Below are 19,008 nucleotides of genomic sequence, written 5' to 3'. Positions count from 1 at the left end.
CTCCCCCCTGGCTCAGCCAGGGGGGAGTCGTCGTAACGGAGTCGTAGCCCTACGCGGGAAGCCAGGCGTAGCAGCCGGTCGAGACGAACGTACGGGTTCCGTCGGGGATCTCTGCGGTCACCTTCTTGCCGGCGCCCGTGCCGGGACCGGCCGCCAGCACCTTGCCCTCTTCTCCCATCGCCTGCCAGGTGCAGCCCGTGGCGGTGGTGAGTGCCTGGTAGGTGCCGGGCTCCGGGTTCTTCTGGGTGCCGCCGGCGAACCCGGTCGAGGCGGCGTCCAGCAGGGGCTGCTGCTTCGGGCACAGCTGCTTGATCGCGGCGTCGGCGTCCGGGAGGTCCCCGGAGATGATCGCGCCGATCGCGGCGTTCCGGTCGTGGGCGGCGGTGCGCTCGACGCGCTGGCAGGTCTCCTGGCCGGTCTGGAGCACGGCGGCCGGGTCCATGTCCACGGGCACCCGGCCGTTCAGGAACTTCTTCTCCTTGGCGGTGAAGGTGCCGGTCGCCGGGGTGATCTTCGCGTCGGGTAGGACCGGGCCCTTGGGGGCGGGGGCCCGCGGGCCCTCGGAGGGCGCGCTCGCCTGGGAGTCGGGTGTGGCGGCGGCCTTCTTGCCGGAGGCGCTCTGGGTGGGCCTGGCCTTCGCCTCCGCGTCGCCGTCCGAACTGCAACCGGTGAGCGCGAGGAGCGCGGTGAGAGCGACGACGCCGACGGCGCCGCGCCTGAGAGGCCGGACAGGCCGAGTAGTACGAGTGTGCATGGTGGCTCCTGCGGGGCCGGCGGGCCCCGGGGTATGGAGGCGGGCCCACACGGAGGTGCGGGCCCGGAGGATGTGCGGGCCCACACCGAGGTGCGGGCCCGCACGGAGAGGCGGCGAGGTTACGGCGCCCCGAAGGTCAGCACCAGCTGCGGGGTGTTCTCCGCGGCTGACGCCTCACCGGACCACAGCCACAGGGCGTCCGCACCGGTGCTCGTGAGGGCCAGGCTGTAGCTGCCGCCCAGGGCCGGGGAGAGCGCCCCGGTCTCGAGCGCCGTCGAGTAGAGCGACGACAGCTCGGTCATCCCGGTCAGGGTGCCGATCGCGGTCTCGGAGACGGCCGGCTTCGAGGCGTAGGTGGTGCCCGACTCCGTCCAGCTTCCGGTGACCGGCCGCACGGAGATCTCGTCCGTGCTGCCCGCACTGCTCATCGTGGTGGTCTTCACCGTGAGGCGCGCGCTCTTGAGCACCGTCCCGGCCGGAGCCGCCGGCAGGTCGAAGCGCAGATACGTCTCGTACGGCGAGGTGCCACGCACCGCCAGGGAGGTGGAGGTGCCGTAGTTGGCGCTGGTGGCACCGGCGTTGACATACGTGTCGTCCGCCGCCTTGACCGTCTGCACGGTGTCGGCCACGGCCGAGGCGAGGGCGTGGTGCTTCTGCACCTGGGCCGCGCTCAGTGCCGACGGGTAGATCGCCGTCTCGTCCATCTGACCGGCGAAGGTGTAGCTGGTCGGACGGTTCGGCCAGCCGTTGAGGTTGTCCCCGCCGATGCGCCAGTAACCGCTGTAGTTCTGGTTGCTGGTCTCGGCGAGCGTGCCGACCTGGACGCCGTCCACGTACAGGGCCATCCCGGAGGAGCCCTGGGTGGCGACGACATGGTGCCAGGCGCCGTCGTTGTAGCTGTTCGGCGTGGTGATGGTGCGGGCGGTGCCCGTCCAGACGCCGAAGATCAGCTGACCGTTGTTGCGCATATAGACGTGCTTGTCGTAGTTGCCGCTGTTCTGGGTGGTCCGGTCGCCGAACCCGACCAGCTTGCCGCCCCGGGTGGTGGTGGTCTTGAACCAGGTCTCGATCGAGTACTGGCTCGGCACCGTGGTCCGCTTTTCGCTGTAGACCCACTCGTTGCTGCCGTTGAACCCGATGGCGGTGGACGCGCCCGTCACGGCTGCCGGGGTCTGGCGCAGCGAGGGCTCGTTGATCTGGACGCCGCTCTGGTCACCCGACGAGCTGTCCCCGATGAACGGGCTGCCGGACTCGTCGTAGCGCCAGTACAGGTTCGCGCCGTCGGCGAGCACCTGCGCCGCGTAGTTCTGGGTGGACGTCGGCACCGTCACGGTGACCGTGGACGACAGCCCGGAGGCGTTGCCCGCGGCATCGGTGGCGGTCACCCGGTAGCTGTAGGTGGAGCCGGGGGAGACGTTCTTGTCGGTGAACGAGAGCTGCGGCCGCGACCACTCGACGGAGTCGCCTTCGACCGTGTACACGGGCGTGGCACCGTTGTTGCGGTAGACCTTGTACGTCAGCTTGCTGTCGTCCGTGTCATAGCTCGAGCGCCAGCGGACCCGGGCCTCGGTCGACGACACGGACTCGCCGCTGGCCGACGGCACCGTCGGCGCTCCGGTGTCCGGGGAGGACGGGAAGCGGGTCAGGCCCTGGGCCGCCGAGCCGTTGACGGTGGTGAACTCGCCGCCGACCCACATGTACTTGTTGTTCGAGGTCTCCGAGACCACCATGGCGCGCGGGCCGATGCCCTCGCCCGGACCGTCGTTGGTGTCCGGGAACCAGCCCAGCTTGTTGGTGCCGGTGGTCGGCTCCGCGAGCAGGTGGCGGCGGCGGCCGTCGGGGAACTCCCCGACGCTGGAGCAGTCGTGGGCGTGCGAGGCGCTGTACAGCACACCCTGGTAGGACTCGACCGCCTGCGTGGCGCCGAGGCAGGTGTCGCGCCAGCGCTGGTTCAGCGTGGACAGGTCCAGCGCGATACGGCCGTCGAAGACACCGCCGCCGGTGCCCTCGTTGCCGGTGTAGAAGCCCGTGGCGTCGGTGTCGAGGGCCTTGACCACCGACCTGCCGTCGATGAAGCCGGGGTAGGTGCGCACATTGGCGCCCGTGGTCGCGTCGACGACGGCCAGGGCGTGCGAGCTCGCGCCGTTGACGGTGAAGAAGTCACCGCCGAGGATCACGTTCTTGCCGTCCGGGGTGACCGCGACGGCCCGGCCGGGCTCGTCGACGTCGGCCTGGAACGGCTTCACCGCGCCGCTGGTGGCGTCCACCGCCGCGTACCGCTCGTGCTCGGCACCCCCGACGGAGGTGAAGTCGCCGCCCAGATAGACGGTGTCCCCGGTGACCGCGAGCGTCCGCACGGTGGCGGGGACGCTCGGGTGGAAGCTCGCCTTGGGCGTGCAGGTGGCGATGTCGATGGCGGCGAGGCTGCTGACCGGCACGTTGTTGACCGAGCCGAAGTAGCCGCCCGCGTACAGCGTCTTCTTGTCCGGCGAGACCGCGAGGGCCCGCACGGTCGCGCTGCCGCTTCCGACGGCGAAGGACAGCTTGCAGGACGTGGGATCGCCGGTCGCCGCGTCCAGGGCGACGAGGTTCAGCGCTTCCTGCGCGGTGCCGCTCTCCCCGTCCGGCGGGCGCACCTGTGAGAAGGTGCCGCCCGCGAAGACCGTGCCGTTCGCCTCGGCCAGGGCCCACACGATGCCGTTGGTCTGCCAGGTCGGCAGGTCGTCGGCGGTGAAGGCGACGGGCGAGGTGATCGCGGAAGCGGACTGCGGCAGCATCGTGATGAGGCCCAGGCCTCCCGTTGCCGCAACTGACAGTGCGAGGGCGACGCCGAGTCGCCCTCGTGTTCTTCTGTGCATGTACCCCCCGGCTTCTGAGCCCGGTCATGGACTCTCTGCCTTTGACGTGCCCGCCTATGCCCCCTGGGTCCGGGCGGGCCGTATGAACGTGTTGTGCGCGAACTCTACGAGTGCATGTCACTTCGCGGAACGCATTTGACTCATCTGATAAACAATTTAAACGTGTTCGCGTCGTCCTCATGGAACCGGTGTTCCCCATCCGTTACCGGCGGGCGACGTTGCGTGCGTGGCCGCGTCAGCGGTCGATGCGCACCGAGGCCCCCGCGAGCTGGTCCTCCACCTGCCGCACATCGGCCTCGACCATGATCCGCGCGAGTTCCTCCACCAGGACGGTGGGCTTCCAGCCCAGCGTCTCGCGGGCCTTGGACGCGTCCCCGATCAGTGCGTCGACCTCGCTGGGGCGCTCGTACTTGGGGTCGTAGCGGACGTACTCGTTCCAGTCGAGACCGACGTGGTCGAACGCGTTCTCCACGAACTGCCGCACCGTGGCGGGGACTCCGGTGGCGACCACGTAGTCCGTGGGTTCGTCGTGCTGGAGCATCCGCCACATCGCCTCGACGTACTCGGGGGCGTACCCCCAGTCGCGGACCGCGTCCAGGTTGCCCAGGTAGAGACGGTCCTGGAGACCGGCCTTGATCCGGGCGACGGCGCGGGTGATCTTGCGGGTCACGAAGGTCTCGCCGCGGCGCGGGGACTCGTGGTTGAACAGGATGCCGTTGACCGCGAACATGTCGTACGCCTCGCGGTAGTTGACGGTGGCCCAGTAGGCGAAGACCTTCGCGGCGCCGTACGGGCTGCGCGGGTGGAAGGGGGTGTCCTCGTTCTGCGGGGGCGGCGTCGAGCCGAACATCTCCGAGGACGACGCCTGGTAGATCCGCGTCTGCACGCCGCTCGCCCTGATCGCCTCCAGCAGCCGCAGCGCGCCGAGACCGGTCACGTCGCCGGTGTAGAGCGGCGCGTCGAAGGAGACCCGTACATGGGACTGCGCGCCCAGGTTGTACACCTCGTCCGGCTGTATGTCGCGCAGCAGGTTCACCAGCGCCACCCCGTCGGAGAGGTCGGCGTGGTGCAGCACGAAACTGCGCTCGGCCTCCTGCGGGCCCTGGTAGATGTGATCGATCCGCTCGGTGTTGAAGCTGGACGACCTGCGCACCAGGCCGTGCACCCGGTAGCCCTTCGACAGCAGCAGCTCCGCCAGATACGAGCCGTCCTGCCCGGTCACGCCGGTGATCAGCGCGGTCTTGGTCATGCGGTGTTCCCTTCCCTGCCGGACCCGCCCAGGAGGCGGTTCCGGTTCGTGCGCCCGCGGTACGCGGGCCGTATGTCGTGAACGTGGTGAACAAGGGGAAAAGTCGTCCGAACTGCGGATGTGGTCGTACCGACCACGCGGCGCCTGGCATGATCCGGTCCATGACCGCATCGCTGCTGCCCGACCGTGCCCGTGTCTTCGTCGCCGGCCACCGGGGCCTGGTGGGCTCCGCCGTGGCCCGCCGGCTCGTCGCCGACGGACACGAGGTGATCACCCGCACCCGTGCCGAACTGGATCTGCGCGACGCCGCGCGCACCGCCGCGGAACTGGCCGCCCTGCGCCCCGACGCGGTGGTGCTCGCCGCCGCGAAGGTCGGCGGCATCATGGCCAACAGCACTCAGCCGGTGCAGTTCCTGGAGGAGAACCTCCAGATCCAGCTCAGTGTGATAGCCGGAGCCCACGCGGCCGGCGTGGGCCGTCTGCTCTTCCTGGGATCGTCGTGCATCTACCCCAAGCACGCCCCCCAGCCGATCACCGAGGACGCGCTGCTGACCGGCCCGCTGGAGCCCACCAACGAGGCCTACGCCCTCGCGAAGATCGCGGGCATCGTCCAGGTGCAGTCGTACCGGCGCCAGTACGGCGCTTCCTACATCAGCGCCATGCCGACCAATCTCTACGGGCCGGGCGACAACTTCGATTTGGAGACCTCGCACGTCCTGCCCGCACTGATCCGCCGCTTCCACGAGGCGGCGGCCGAGGGGCGCGAGGAGGTCGTGCTGTGGGGCAGCGGCACCCCACGCCGGGAGTTCCTGCACGTCGACGACCTCGCCGCCGCCTGCGCGCTGCTGTTGCGCTCCTACGACGGCGACGAGCCGGTCAACGTCGGTTGCGGCAGCGACCTCACCATCCGGGAACTGGCCGGGACGGTCGCCGAGGTCACCGGTTTCACGGGCCGGATCGCCTGGGACACGACCCGGCCCGACGGCACCCCGCGCAAGCTGCTGGACATCTCCCGGCTGGCGGGACTCGGCTGGAAGCCGGCGATCCCGCTGCGCGACGGCATCGCCTCGACCTACGCCCACTGGCGCGAGGGCCTCGGAGGCTGACGGGTCCGGCCGGTCGCCGGGCCTCGGGGGGCCGGGGTGCTGTGCGGCCACGGCGTCCCTCTCAGTACGCTCCGCGACCGTCGACGACGGCGCGGAACGTACGGGCCATGACGTCCACATCACTGGTGAACGACCAGTTGTCGACATAGCTGAGATCGAGCTGGACGGTCTCGTCCCAGGACAGGTCGGAGCGCCCGCTGATCTGCCAGAGCCCGGTCATCCCCGGCCGGACGGTCAGCCGCCGCCACTCGACGGGCGTGTAGTGGGCCACCTCGTCGGAGAGCGGGGGCCGCGGGCCCACCAGGGACATGTCACCCTTGAGGACGTTGACCAGCTGGGGCAGTTCGTCGAGCGAGGTACGGCGCAACCAGTGACCGACCCGGGTGACCCGGGGATCGCGGCGCATCTTGAACATCAGCCCGTCGTTCTCGTTCTCCTGGGCCAGCTGGGCCTTCTGACTGTCGGCGCCCACGCGCATGCTGCGGAACTTCCACATCACGAACGGGCGGCCGCCCAGGCCGATCCGCTCATGGAGGTAGAGCACCGGCCCCGGTGAGGACAGCTTCACCGCCGCCGCCACCGTCAGCAGCACCGGAGCCAGCGCGAGCAGTCCCAGAAGGGCGGCGCTGCGGTCCAGGACCTGCTTGAGCACGGGCTGCATGCCCTCCGTCGTCGGCGGGGCCACCCGCAGCAGCGACATTCCACCGGCTGATCCGGTCTCCAGGCGCTTGACGGACACCTCCACCAGGCCGGGCGCGAGGAACAGCTCGATCCCGGCGTCGTGCAGGCCCCAGGAGAGCCGGCGCAGCCGCTCCCCGGAGAGGGTGGCACCCGGGACGACCAGCACCAGGTCGGCGCCGAGCCCGTGCACCGCGCCCACGACGAGCTCGGCGTCCTCCGCGGTGCACGCGGGAGCCGTCGCGCCGAGCCGGTTGCCGGTCCGGATGCCCGAGCCGAACTCGCCGTCGCCCACGGGTACGGCGCCCACCGCCACGTACGGGTGATCGGTGCGGGCGGCGAGGTGCGCGGCGACGCTGTCGGCGGCGGTGGGCTCCCCCACCACCAGCACCTTGACCACCGCCTGCGCGCTACGGCGCTCCGCCGCGAGATGCCGGTGCACCGCCTTGCGGCACAACAGGGTCAGCAGCAGGGCGGGCAGCAGTGCGACCAGGCACAGCGGCGCGCGCAGCCGCACCCCCGCCGCGGCGTGCCCCACCGCGAGCACCCCCAGCAGGATGAACCAGTCGTGGAGCACCGGCAGTGCTCCCCGGTCCTCGCCGATGGCCCGGGCCGCGTAGCGCGAACGGAACAACTGGACGCCCGCCCAGGAGAGCCCGGCGACGATGCCGCTCGCCACGGCCCAGGGCTGGTGGGTGACGTAGAGCATCAGTCCCACCGGCACACCGGCGCCGACAAGGTCGGTGATCAGCGAAGCGGACAGATACCACCGGGACTTGCGTCCCATCCACAGCGAAGCGCGTGCCCGGTAGCGGGCCTTGCGTGATCGGTCGGATTCAGCTGCTTGAACATCCCACATGTACCCCCCCAGGCACGTTCGGCTGTGTGAGCTACCTGTGTCACGAACGTCTATTCGTCGAACATGTGACACGATGGTGAACGGTACGGCAAACTTGTGCTCGCTTGGGTGCCTTTACGTGAACGTCACCGACAGGTGCCGTGCCATATGAAACCGCATACCGTGCGCAGGTTGGTGCCGGGCGGTGAGCTTGGCGGAAATCTGTACGAACATCGAACGTGATGGTTACAGTGTGCGCCCGATGCGGAAGGGGTCGCATCGCGGCGATGCGGGGGTGCGTGGTGGGGGACAGGAATGCGGCCGACGCCGCGGTTCAGGACCGAGGCGAAGCGGCGGCCGAACGCCCCGCCGGTGTGTCCGAGGGGACTCCGGGAGAAGCCGGTGCCGGCGACACGACCAGGGCCGCCGGGAAACAGCCCCGGCGTCGCAGAAGCCGTGCGCGCCGTGTCCTCGTCGGGGCGTTGACACTGCTAGCCGTCGGCCTGCTCATGGTGGGCGGGGTCGCCTGGTGGACGGTCGACCACTACACCGCCAAGGTCGACCGCATCTCCGGCGTCTTCCCGACGGAGGTCCCCGAAGCGGCACGGCCCGCTCCGTCGCACGGCGGCCAGACCTTCCTCCTCGTCGGGGTCGACAGCCGCTCCGATCTGCCCACCACGGGCCGTGACGCCAAGGCCCCCCAGTGGACCTACGGAGCCCAGCGCAGCGACACGATGATGCTGGTCAACCTGCCGGACGACCATTCCGGCGCGTATGTCGTCTCGCTGCCGCGCGACGCGTGGGTGGACATCCCCGGACACGGCAAGTCCAAGCTCAACGCCGCCTTCTCGTGGGGCGGACCGCCGCTGCTCATCGACACGGTGCAGCGGCTGACCAAGGTGCGGGTCGACCACCTCGCCGTCATCGACTGGGACGGGTTCAAGAACCTCACCGACTCCGTGGGCGGAGTGGACCTCGTCGTGGACGGCGCGAACCGCCACATGAACGGCACGCAGGCCCTCACCTACGTACGCGAGCGGCACCACCTGGCCCGCGGGGACTTCGACCGCACCCACCGCCAGCAGTACTTCCTGCGGACCCTGCTCGGGAAGGTCATGCGTCCTTCGACCTTCTCCAACCCCGCCAAGGCCACCGCCGTGCTGGACGACCTCACCGCCGCCGTCAGCGTCGACGACCGGCTCAGCGACGGTGACCTTCGCGAACTGCTCTGGGACAACAGGAACGTGCGCCCTGGCTCCATGGTGTTCATGAACGCGCCCGCCAAGGGGACCGACACCATATCCGGCCAGTCCGTGGTCCTTCTGGACAACAGTGCCGGCGCAGAGCTGTGGCAGTCCATGCGTGAGGGCAAGGTCGACGCCTATCTGCGGTCGCACAAAGCCGACCGGCTCGGCGCCACCACGTCCTGACCCGTCGGCGGGGGATCGTCGGAGTCGCACGCCCGGCAGCGCTGCACCCGCACACAAAAGGGGCCATGCTTGCGCCAGGGTTGCGCCCTGCGGCCCGCCGGAGTCCGCGGAGGACACTCATGACGCATCACCAGGCTCGTCCAGCGCACCGCCACCGCAAGCCGTCGGGAGGCCGAAGACGCGCCGTGCTGGGAGCCCTGCTGGGTCTGTTACTGATCGGACTGGCCGCCGGCGCCGGGCTGGCCGGCGGTCCGGAGTCCACCCCGTCGCGCGCCGCGCGGCCGACCGTGCCCGCCACCGAGCCGCCCCCCGACGGGGAGCCCGTCGCGACCCCCACGGCGCCGCAGACCCCGGCGCCCACCGAGGGCGAGCCGACCCGCGACCCGCAGCCCACCGCCACCGCGACCCCCACCGGGCAGCCGAGCCCGGCACTCGCCTTCGACCTGCCGGCCGGCGACCTGCTGCGCCGCAGCCCGCACCAGGTCTTCGCGCACTACTTCCCGCCCTACCCGCTGTCTCTCGACAACGAGCCGGCCGCGCAGGACTACTACGCCCGCAACTACCTCACGCCCCAGGGCGAGAAGGGCAAGCACGCGGCCTACGGCGGACTGCTGCGCGACCGGCCCCTGCCCGTGCAGCCGAGCAGCGGCGACTGGCAACTCACCAACCTGGAAAGGGAAGTGAGGACCGCCAGGGACGCCGGAATCGACGGATTCACCGTCGACATCCTCTCCCTGACCGGCACCAACCGTGAGCGGGTCGACCTGCTGCTGCGCGCGGCACAACGCGTCGACCCCGGATTCCGCATCGTCCTGATGCCGGACATGACCTCCCTGGACACCGACCCGCGCACACTCGCCGACCAACTCGCCCTGCTCGCCGCCTCCCCGTCCGCGTACCGCCTGGCGGACGGGCGCCTCGTGGTCTCCCCGTTCAAGGCCGAGGCCCAGGATCCCGCCTGGTGGAGCCAGGTCATCGACCGGCTGCGCGACCACGGCATCGGCACCGCGCTCGTCCCGGTCTTCCTGGACTTCCGGGCGAACGCCGAGCGGTTCGCGCCGATCAGTCACACCTTCTCGTCCTGGGGCAACCGCAGCTACGTCCAGCAGGACGGCGTCCCCGACGACATCCAGCTGGCCCGCTCCCTCGGCAAGAAGTGGATGCAGGCCGTGTCGGTGCAGGACGTCCGGCCCAACCAGGGTGTCTACGACGAGGCGGGCAACACCGCGACCCTGCGCTCGACCTGGAACCACGCGATCGCCGACGGCGCGGACTGGGTGCAGCTCACCACCTGGAACGACTACTCGGAGGGCAGTCAGTTCGCCCCCTCGCTGCACAACGGCCACACCTACCTGGACATCTCCTCCTACTACCTCACCCGCTTCAAGACGGGGAGCTGGCCCCGGATCGTCCGCGACACCGCATACATCACCTCCCGCGTGCAGTTCACATCCACGACCAGTGCCGCGCGGCATCCCCTGCTGATGCGCCCCCGCCCGGGCACCGCTCCCGCGAGCGACCAGGTGGAGGTGCTCACCTTCCTCACCGCGCCCGCCACGGTCACCGCGCGCGTGGGCGATGCGCCCCGGGTCTACGGCGCTCCTGCCGGCCCGTATGTCAGGGCCCTGCCCCTGAGCACCGGCCGCACCGAGGCGGTGGTCAGCCGCGACGGGGACACCGTCGCATCCGTCACGACCCGCTACGCGGTGCAGCCCGTGCCCGGTGTACAGGACCTTCAGTACTACGGGGTGTCCAGCAGGCGGTGAGTCAGGCCGCCGGCACGTGCTGCGAGACGGGCAGGTCCCGCAGCCGTCGCAGGGGGGCCGAGAGCAGGATGCCGCTCGTGGCGCAGAGGCCGACGCAGACCACCCACATCGTCGGCCTCAGCCCCAGGACGGTGTTCATCGCCCCGCCGAGCAGGGCGCCGAGGGGAATCGTGCTGAAGTTGACGAAAAGCGTGGTCGCCGTGACCCGGCCGATGAGCTCCGGTGGGCAGTAGGACTGCCGGAAGCTGACGATGATGACGTTGCAGGCCACCAGACCGGCCATCATCATGGTGGATCCGACGGCGAAGAGGGCGAGCCGCGGGCCCTCGTGGGTGAGCGGGATGAGCAGGCCGAACGGCGAAGCGACGAGTTGGACGTACAGCAGACCGCGCGCCGTGCCGAAACGACGGGACACCCGTGACGCGGCGAGCCCGCCCAGGATCCCCCCGGCCCCTCCGAAGGCCACCAGCATTCCGACCAGGCTCGGGGCGGCGCCGACCGAGCGGACGAGGAAGACGATCTGGGTGGCCTGGTACCCGGCCAGCGCCATGTTCACCGCCGCGCCGAAGACCGTGATGGTGCGGACGTAGCGGTCGCCCGTGACGAAGCGAAGGCCGTCGGCTATCTCGCGGATCATCGGTCTCGGCTCACGAGCGGGTCGGGACTCGGTGGCGCGGATGGACAGCAGGCACACCGTCGACACGAGGTACGCCAGCACCTCGAAGAGCAGTCCGGTGGCGCTGCCCAGGAACTGGGCGATGAGTCCGCCCAGGCCGGGTCCGGCGACGCGGGTGGTCTGGTCGGCGGCCTGCAACTTGGCGTTGCCGTCCATCAGATCGGCCTTGTCGATGAGGGACGGCAGATACGCGGAGTAGGCCGTGGAGAAGAACACGGAGGCGGCACCGGTCAGCAGGGCCACCACGAGCACATGCCAGATGCTCAGGGTGTCCAGCCACCAGGCGGCCGGCACACTGACGAGCAGGGTGGCCGAGACCAGGTTGCAGCTCAGCATGATGGTGCGGCGCGGAAGCCGGTCCACCCAGGCTCCTGCGGGCAGTCCGATGATGAGCCAGGGCACCCATGGGGCGGCAGTCAGCAGGCCGATCATCCACGGTGAGGCATGCAGTGTGCCGACGGCGAGGAGCGGTAGCAGCACCGAAGTGATGCTGGTGCCGAGCTTGCTGGTGGTCTCCCCGATCAGCAGGAGACGAAAGTTGCGGTGGTTCCACAGGCCGCCTAATCGTGCGCTGTCCTGAGAAGTCATCGCGAGAACGGGTCCTTCGTAGCGGGCGCGTTGGACGGGCAACGTTAACAAGATCACATAACCATCTGCAACACTGTGAAAACAGACCGTTGGGTGCCTAGGATCGGCCGCTGAATCGTGTCGAAACGCACTGTTGCGCAATGAGGGAGCGGACAAGTCCCTGGTCCTCGTCAAAGACGCCGAGGAATGCGCGTGCGCGTCTCCGGGGGGTCCCGGATCAAGGCGAGGAGTCGTTCGTGGGTGATGATCCGCTCGACGCCTTAGCGTGTGGTGACGAGTCCGTGGCCAAATGCGCTGAATGCACCGAATATGCGGAGTGCGTCGAGTGCGCCGAATGCGCGGAGTGCACCACGATTCCCGCGCCCATGGAATCCTTCAACTTTCGACAGTTACCCGCTCGCGGTGAATGTTCCGCGACAGCCGGGGCGCCCACCCTGATGGAGCTTTTCGAGGACTGGGCGAAGAAGTCCCCGGACGCACCGGCCGTGGTGTTCGAGGACCAGGTGGTCTCGTACGGCGAGCTCAACGCCGGGGCGAACCGGCTGGCGCGCCTCCTGATCGGGCACGGCGCGGCTCCTGAGGTGATCGTGGCCTCCGTGGCGACCAGATCGGTCGCGCTGGTGACCGCCGTGCTGGCCGTGATGAAGACCGGTGCCGTGTACCTGCCCGTGGACCCCGAATATCCCGCCGGGCGCATCACCCAGCTGGTCGGCGATGCCCGGCCCGGCCTGCTGCTCACGACCAGGGCAAGCGCACTGCCTCGCGAGGTGACCGGCTCATTGTCGCCCGTGTGCCTCGACTCCCCGCAATTCGAGGCCGAGTTGCACCGCCACACGGCGGCCGATCTCGCGGACGCCGAGCGGGGCGGTCCGCTGGATCCGGCCGGTGCCGCCTATGTGATCTACACGTCGGGATCCACCGGGCGCCCCAAGGGCGTGGTGGTGACACGGACCGGGCTCGCCAACCTGGCGGCCCACCAGCAACGGGTGCCGGCGCTCGAACCCGCCTCCCGGATACTCCAGTTCGCCTCGCCCAGCTTCGACGCGTTCTTCTGGGAACTGGCCATGGCACTGTCCTCCGGCGCCACACTCGTCATGGCGCCCGCCCGCGGTCTGCTGCCGGGGCCTGAGCTGCACCGGCTCCTGGACGAGCGGCGCATCACCCACCTCACCGTGCCACCGTCCGTGCTGAGCGTGCTGTCGCCGGACGCCCTGCGCACGGTGGGCACCCTGGTCGTCGCGGGAGAGGCACTGGGTGCGCAGCTGGCGCGCCGCTGGTCGTCCGGGCGCACACTGATCAACGCCTACGGACCCACCGAGACCACGGTCTGCGCCACCATGAGCGGCCCGCTGACCGGCGCCGCCGACCCTCCGCCGATCGGTCGGCCGGTGCGGCGCACGCGGGTGTATGTGCTCGACGATCGACTGCGGCCCGTCCCGGTCGGTGTGGTGGGTGAGCTCCATGTCGCGGGAGTGAGCCTGGCCCGTGGCTATCTGCACCGTCCCGCGACCACCGCAGAGCGCTTTGTCGCGGACCCGTACGGCGCCCCCGGGGCGCGGATGTACCGCACCGGCGATCTCGTCCGATGGAACGATGACGGCGAACTGGAGTTCGTCGGGCGCGCCGACCAGCAGGTGAAGGTGCGAGGCCACCGGATCGAACCGGGGGAGATCGAAGCGGTGATCGCGGCCCACCCCCAGGTCTCGAGGGCCGCGGTGACGATACGGGAGTACGAGCACGGTGACCACAGGATCGTGGCCTACGTGGTGCCGGAAGCCTGCGTGGCCGGCGGTGGCCGCAGGACCGACGACGACTCAGTCGCCGAGTGGCGCCGGATCCATGACTCCCTCTACGGGAGCCGGACCACGGCCCGTTTCGGCGAGGACTTCACCGGCTGGCGCAGCAGCTACGACGGCACCGCGATCCCCCTGCCGGAGATGCGTGCGTGGCGGGCGGACACCGTACGCGCCCTCAAGGCGCTCGGACCGCGACGGGTGCTCGAACTCGGTGTGGGGAGCGGGCTTCTGCTCGCCCGCATCGCCCCCGGGACCGAGTCCTACTGGGGCCTCGACCTGTCGCCCAGGGTGATCGCGAACCTGCGCGGTGACCTCTCGGAGCACCCGGAACTCGCCCAGCGCGTCACACTGCTCAGCCAGCCGGCCCATGACACGACCGGAGTACCGGACGGGCACTTCGATGTCGTGGTCCTCAACTCGGTGGTGCAGTACTTCCCCAGCGGGGACTATCTCGCCCGTGTGCTGCAGGAGTCCGTGAGGCCGGCCCTCGCCCCGGGCGGCACCGTGTTCGTGGGAGACCTGCGCCACCGCGGGCTCGCGGAGTGCTTCTACGCGGCCGTCGCGGCACACAGGACCGGAGCCGCACCGGGTGGCCCGGACCACCGCCGGGCCGTGCGGCGCTGTCTGGCGGCAGATCAGGAACTGTTGGTGGACCCCGACTTCTTCGCCGCGTACGTCGCCTCATCACCCGCCTTCGCCTCCTGCGAGGTGCGGCTGAAGCGGACCACATGCGCCAACGAGCTGAGCCGCTACCGTTACGACGTACTTCTGCGCACCGCACCCCGAACGCCCCGGGACACGGCGGGAGTCACGACCGGGCTGCGCTGGGGGACGGACATCCAGACCGTCGACGGCATCCGGAACGCCGTCATGATCGCGGCCAGGGCGGGGGATGCGGCCCGGCTGCGGATCACGGGGATGCCGAACGCCCGCCTGAGTGAGGATCTTCGCGCGCTGGGCCGCACCCCGGCCGATGGCGTGGACCCGCAGGACATGGTCCGGCTGGGCGAGGGCTTCGGGCTCGAGGTGGCACTGCGCTGGTCCCGGACGCCGGGTCCGGAGCACTTCGACGCCGAGTTCGGCGACGGCGAGCACACGGGCGATGAGCCGAGCCCGGGGCCGACCACGGCCGAGGGAATGCCGCGCGACCGGTACGACGGGGGCGGCAGGTACGAGCGGTACGTCGGCGTTCCCGCCGGCGAGCCCGGCTTCGCGCACCTAGGGGAAGCTGTCACCGGCCACGCCGCGGACTTTCTGCCCTCGTACATGCTGCCCTCGGCCGTCATCGTCCTGGACAGCTTCCCGCTGACGCCGCACGGCAAGCTCGACCGCGACGCCCTGCCCGCGCCCGGAGCCGGTCCGCGGAGCGGGGGACGGAAGCCGCGGACCTCCCGGGAAGAGATCCTGTGCCAGATGTACGAGGAACTCCTCGGGGTGCCCGGGGTCGGCATCGACGACGACTTCTTCGAGCTGGGCGGCCACTCGCTGCTCGTGACCAGGCTGGTGAGCAGGATCCGTGCGGCGTTCGGGGTCGAGCTCGCGGTCACGGCGGTCTTCGACGAACCCACGGTGGCCGAACTCGTGGAACGGCTCGGCAGCGCCCCGAAGGCGCGGCCGGCGCTGCGACGGATGCGCCGGAACTCGACGGCTGACGGTTGACGGCCCACCGACCACGCAAGACGGGGGATCACATGGACTTCAGTCTCTTCTACTTCGCCGATGACAGCGGAAGCCGCCCGGACGACGGCGCGGGCCGCTATGAACTCCTTCTCGAAGGTGCCAGGTTCGCCGATCAGCACGGTTTTCGCGCCGTGTGGACCCCGGAACGGCACTTCCACGCGTTCGGCGGCCTGTATCCGAACCCGGCCGTGGTGGGCGCCGCACTGGCCACTGCGACCGAGCGCATCGCCATCAGGGCCGGAAGCGTGGTCGCGCCCCTGCACCACCCTCTCAGGATCGCCGAGGAATGGTCGGTGGTCGACAACCTGTCCGGGGGCCGGGTCGGCGTCTCGTTCGCATCGGGCTGGCACCCGGTCGACTTCGCCCTGAGCCGCACCTCGTACGAGAACCGTAAACGCGTCACCCTGGAGCACCTCGATCAGGTGCGCTCCCTGTGGCGCGGTGGCAGCGCCGAGGTGGTCGACGGGACCGGCCGGCCGACCACGGTCCGTGTCTTCCCCCCGCCCGTGCAGCCGGAACTCCCGGTCTGGATCACCAGCGCGGGTGATGTGGACACCTTCCGTGCCGCGGCCACGAGCCGCGCCGGGGTGCTCACCCATCTACTCCACCAGGACATCGGCGAACTGGCCGGAAAGATCGCCGAATACCGGCGGGTGTACCGGGAGACCCACGGTGGCGAGGAGGGCCATGTGGCCCTGATGCTGCACACCTTGCTGGGCCAGGACCGGGCGGCGGTGCGGGAGGCCGTACGCGCCCCGCTCCACGACTACCTGAAGAGTTCGCTCCACCTGGTCACCCGTTCGCTGGAAAACGATGCCCCTTGTCCCGGCGCCGGTACCGATGCCGATCCCGATGTGGATGCCGATTTCGACGGTCTCGAAGACGATGACATCGATTTCCTCGTGGCCCGTTCCTTCGACAGCTATGTCGACGAGCGTGGGCTTTTCGGCACCGTGGACGATGTGCGGGAGATCGCGGAACGCCTGCGTGACATCGGTGTCGACGAGATCGCCTGCCTGATCGACTTCGGCGTGGACACCACGACCGCGCTCAAGGGGCTGCGGTATCTGAACGAACTCCGCGAAGAATTCGCCTGACCACCCTCTTCCTTCTTCTTTGACGCTCTGAGGCTTGGAGACCCGGACGACATGATCCCTCTGTCCTTTTCGCAGCTGCGCTTCTGGTTCCAGGGTGAGGTGGACGGCGGGGACGAATCCCTCAACACGTCGGTCGTGCTCCGCCTGTCCGGAACGCTGGACACGCCGGCGCTCGCCGCGGCGCTCCGGGACGTGGTGGGGCGCCATGAGAGTCTGCGGACGCTCTTCCCCGCCCAGGACGGCGAACCCCGGCAGCAGATCCTGGACCCCGATGACGCCGCGGCCCACCTCGAACTGCCGGTGTGTCCGGTCGAGCCGGCCGCTCTCGAACGGGCCGTGGCCGCGGTCGTGGACCGGGTCTTTGTCCTGGCGCGGGAGCTGCCGCTGCGAGCGGAGCTGCTGTCGCTCGGGCGCGAAGAGCACGTACTGGTGGTCGTGGTGCACCATGTCGCCTTTGACGGATGGTCGGTGGCGCCGTTCTTCCGTGATCTCTCGGTGGCGTACCGTGCGCGGCTGGGCGGTGGCGCGCCGGGCTGGGGCGAACTGCCGGTGCAGTACGCCGATTTCACGTTGTGGCAGCGTGAGGTGCTGGGGTCGCCCGAGGACGAGGGCAGTGTGTTCGCGCAGCAGCTCGCCCACTGGCGGCGTACCCTCGACGGCCTCCCCGAGGAGCTCGCTCTCCCCACCGACCGGCCACGGCCCCCCCTCGCCTCGCACCGGGCAGCCGCCGTACCGTTCCGCCTCGACCGGCAGGTGCAGGACCAGGTCCGGGAAGTCGCCCGGGAGCAGGGAGCGAGCCTGTTCATGGTGCTGCACGCCGGGCTTGCCGGACTGCTCCACCGGCTCGGCGCGGGCACCGACATCCCGGTCGGCAGTCCCGTCGCCGGCCGCACCGACGCCGAACTGGAAGACCTCATCGGCTGCTTCGTGAACACGGTGGTGGTCCGCACCGATGTGTCCGCCAAGTCCGGGGGGCCGGACTTCGGCGAGCTGGTGCGCCGTGTGCGGACCGGGGTGCTGTCCGCTCTCAGCCACCAGGACGTGCCGTTCGAGCAGTTGGTCGAGGCAGTCAACCCGGTGCGGTCCGCGGGTCGGCACCCGCTGTTCCAGGTGATGCTGGTCCTCCAGAACAACGCCACCGCCGCCGTGCATCTCCCGGGAATCGACGCCCGGATGATGACCGAAGGGCGGGACCGCTCGGTCGCCTTCGACCTGCTCTTCGACGTCACCGAGACCGACACCGGTCTTGAGGGACGGCTCGTCTACGCGGAGGAACTCTTCGACCACACCACGGCCGAACGGCTCGCCCGCTGTTACGAGAGGTTCCTGACCGCCGCGGTGGCGGACACCACCCTGCCCATCGGACGTCTGGAGCTCATGGGGCGTGACGAGCGGCAGGTCCTGCTCAAGGCCGGTGAGGGCCCCGTACATCCGGTACCCGAGGGCTCGGTGCCCCTGCGGTTCCAGGAGCAGGCAGCTGCGTCGCCGGATGCCATCGCCGTGCTGTGCGGTGATGCGCGGCTCAGCTACGCGGAGCTCGAAGCCCGCTCCAGGCGGCTGGCCGAGGTGCTCCAGGGGCTCGGTGCGGACCGGGAACGCTACGTCGCGGTGGCGATGGAACGTTCCGTGGACCTGGTCGTCGCCCTGCTCGCCGTGCTCAGGAGCGGTGCGGCCTTTCTTCCGCTGGACCTGCGGAGCCCTGACCCGCGGCTGCGGGCGATCCTGGACACGGCCCGGCCGTGCCTCCTGCTCACGGACCCGCCCGCGCACCAGCGGGCGAGCGCCTGGGCGCAGGCGTGCGACGACCTCACGGTGCTGGCGCTCTCCGACGCCGAGCGGATGCCGGGCACGGGCCGGAGCCTGCCCGGCAACCACGGGCAGGACGCCGCTTATGTGATGCACACCTCCGGCTCCACCGGCCGGCCCAAGGGCGTGCTGGTGACCCACCGCAACATCCTCGCCCTGTGCGCCGACCCCTGCTGGGCGGACGGCACCCACGGCCGCGTACTGGCGCATTCGCCGCACTCCTTCGACGCCTCCACCTTCGAGCTCTGGGTTCCCCTGCTCAGTGGCGGCACCGTCGTCGTCGCCCCGCCGAGCGAGTCACCGGCGCAGAGCATCGAGCAGGCGGTCGCCCGGCACGGGGCGACCAGTGCCTTCATCACCGCCTCGCTGTTCCATGCCCTCGTCGCACAACGGAGCCCCGCACTCGGGCAGTTGCGGCACATATGGGTGGGAGGCGAGGAGCCGTCAGGCGCGGCCGTGCGGCGGATGCTGGAGGACTTCCCCGGCACGCTGCTGACCAACGGTTACGGGCCCACCGAGAACACCACCTTCACCACGTCGCACCGCTTCCACCCGGAGTTCGCCGCCACGGCCACCGCCAAGCCCTCCATGGGGCGTGGGTTGGCTAATACGCGGGTGTATGTGCTGGATGGGTGTTTGGTGCCGGTGCCGGTGGGTGTGGTGGGTGAGTTGTATGTGGCGGGTGC

Annotated in this window: 11 protein-coding genes; 6 read left to right on the top strand and 5 right to left on the bottom strand. The window is 70.1% G+C overall.

The window, feature by feature from the left end; translation table 11 throughout:
- Nucleotides 1–49 precede the first annotated feature (49 nt).
- The 3 genes from ACFV6V_RS30225 to gmd form a co-directional block, all read right to left on the bottom strand.
- On the bottom strand, nt 50–754 hold the full coding sequence (locus tag ACFV6V_RS30225) for a hypothetical protein (protein ID WP_385571024.1): 705 nt from the start codon (nt 752–754) through the stop codon (nt 50–52).
- Nucleotides 755–873: 119 nt separating this feature from the next.
- Nucleotides 874–3,612, bottom strand: a complete 2,739-nt coding sequence (locus ACFV6V_RS30220) for a LamG-like jellyroll fold domain-containing protein (protein ID WP_385571023.1) — start codon at nt 3,610–3,612, stop codon at nt 874–876.
- Nucleotides 3,613–3,847: 235 nt separating this feature from the next.
- Nucleotides 3,848–4,861 (bottom strand): GDP-mannose 4,6-dehydratase, encoded by a 1,014-nt coding sequence (gene gmd, locus ACFV6V_RS30215; protein ID WP_385571022.1) that lies wholly within the window; start codon nt 4,859–4,861, stop codon nt 3,848–3,850.
- A gap of 161 nt (nt 4,862–5,022) precedes the next feature.
- Between gmd and ACFV6V_RS30210 the strand changes: the two genes are divergently transcribed.
- Nucleotides 5,023–5,967 carry a GDP-L-fucose synthase family protein gene (locus ACFV6V_RS30210; RefSeq protein ID WP_385571021.1) on the top strand — a complete coding sequence of 315 codons (945 nt, stop codon included), beginning with the start codon at nt 5,023–5,025 and terminating at the stop codon, nt 5,965–5,967.
- A 61-nt stretch (nt 5,968–6,028) separates the two neighbouring features.
- On the opposite strand, the gene ACFV6V_RS30205 is transcribed toward ACFV6V_RS30210, so the two are convergent.
- Nucleotides 6,029–7,432: a sugar transferase gene (locus ACFV6V_RS30205; RefSeq protein WP_385571020.1), complete on the bottom strand. Its 1,404-nt coding sequence runs from the start codon at nt 7,430–7,432 to the stop codon at nt 6,029–6,031.
- A gap of 533 nt (nt 7,433–7,965) precedes the next feature.
- Between ACFV6V_RS30205 and ACFV6V_RS30200 the strand changes: the two genes are divergently transcribed.
- Nucleotides 7,966–8,913: an LCP family protein gene (locus tag ACFV6V_RS30200; protein ID WP_385571019.1), complete on the top strand. Its 948-nt coding sequence runs from the start codon at nt 7,966–7,968 to the stop codon at nt 8,911–8,913.
- A gap of 119 nt (nt 8,914–9,032) precedes the next feature.
- Entirely contained in the window at nt 9,033–10,679 is a 1,647-nt protein-coding gene (locus tag ACFV6V_RS30195; protein WP_385571018.1) for an endo-1,3-alpha-glucanase family glycosylhydrolase, read from the top strand.
- 1 nt (nt 10,680) lies between these two features.
- Here the strand turns inward: ACFV6V_RS30195 and ACFV6V_RS30190 are convergent, their stop codons facing one another.
- Nucleotides 10,681–11,943 (bottom strand): MFS transporter, encoded by a 1,263-nt coding sequence (locus ACFV6V_RS30190; protein ID WP_385571017.1) that lies wholly within the window; start codon nt 11,941–11,943, stop codon nt 10,681–10,683.
- Nucleotides 11,944–12,380: 437 nt separating this feature from the next.
- Here ACFV6V_RS30190 and ACFV6V_RS30185 point away from each other — a divergent pair, with 437 nt between their 5' ends.
- The 3 genes from ACFV6V_RS30185 to ACFV6V_RS30175 form a co-directional block, all read left to right on the top strand.
- A complete protein-coding gene (locus tag ACFV6V_RS30185; protein WP_385571016.1) occupies nt 12,381–15,398 on the top strand; it encodes an amino acid adenylation domain-containing protein in 3,018 nt (1,005 codons plus the stop codon).
- Between the two features lie 32 nt (nt 15,399–15,430).
- Entirely contained in the window at nt 15,431–16,516 is a 1,086-nt protein-coding gene (locus ACFV6V_RS30180) for a MupA/Atu3671 family FMN-dependent luciferase-like monooxygenase (RefSeq protein ID WP_385571015.1), read from the top strand.
- A 51-nt stretch (nt 16,517–16,567) separates the two neighbouring features.
- Nucleotides 16,568–19,008: condensation domain-containing protein (locus ACFV6V_RS30175; protein WP_385571014.1), on the top strand; the 2,441-nt coding region annotated here is incomplete at its 3' end.

Origin of the sequence: Streptomyces sp. NPDC059828, from assembly GCF_042731955.1 — a bacterium.
Lineage (GTDB): Bacteria > Actinomycetota > Actinomycetes > Streptomycetales > Streptomycetaceae > Streptomyces.
Note: the sequence above shows the minus strand (reverse complement) of the source record. Positions and strands in the feature narration are given on the sequence as shown.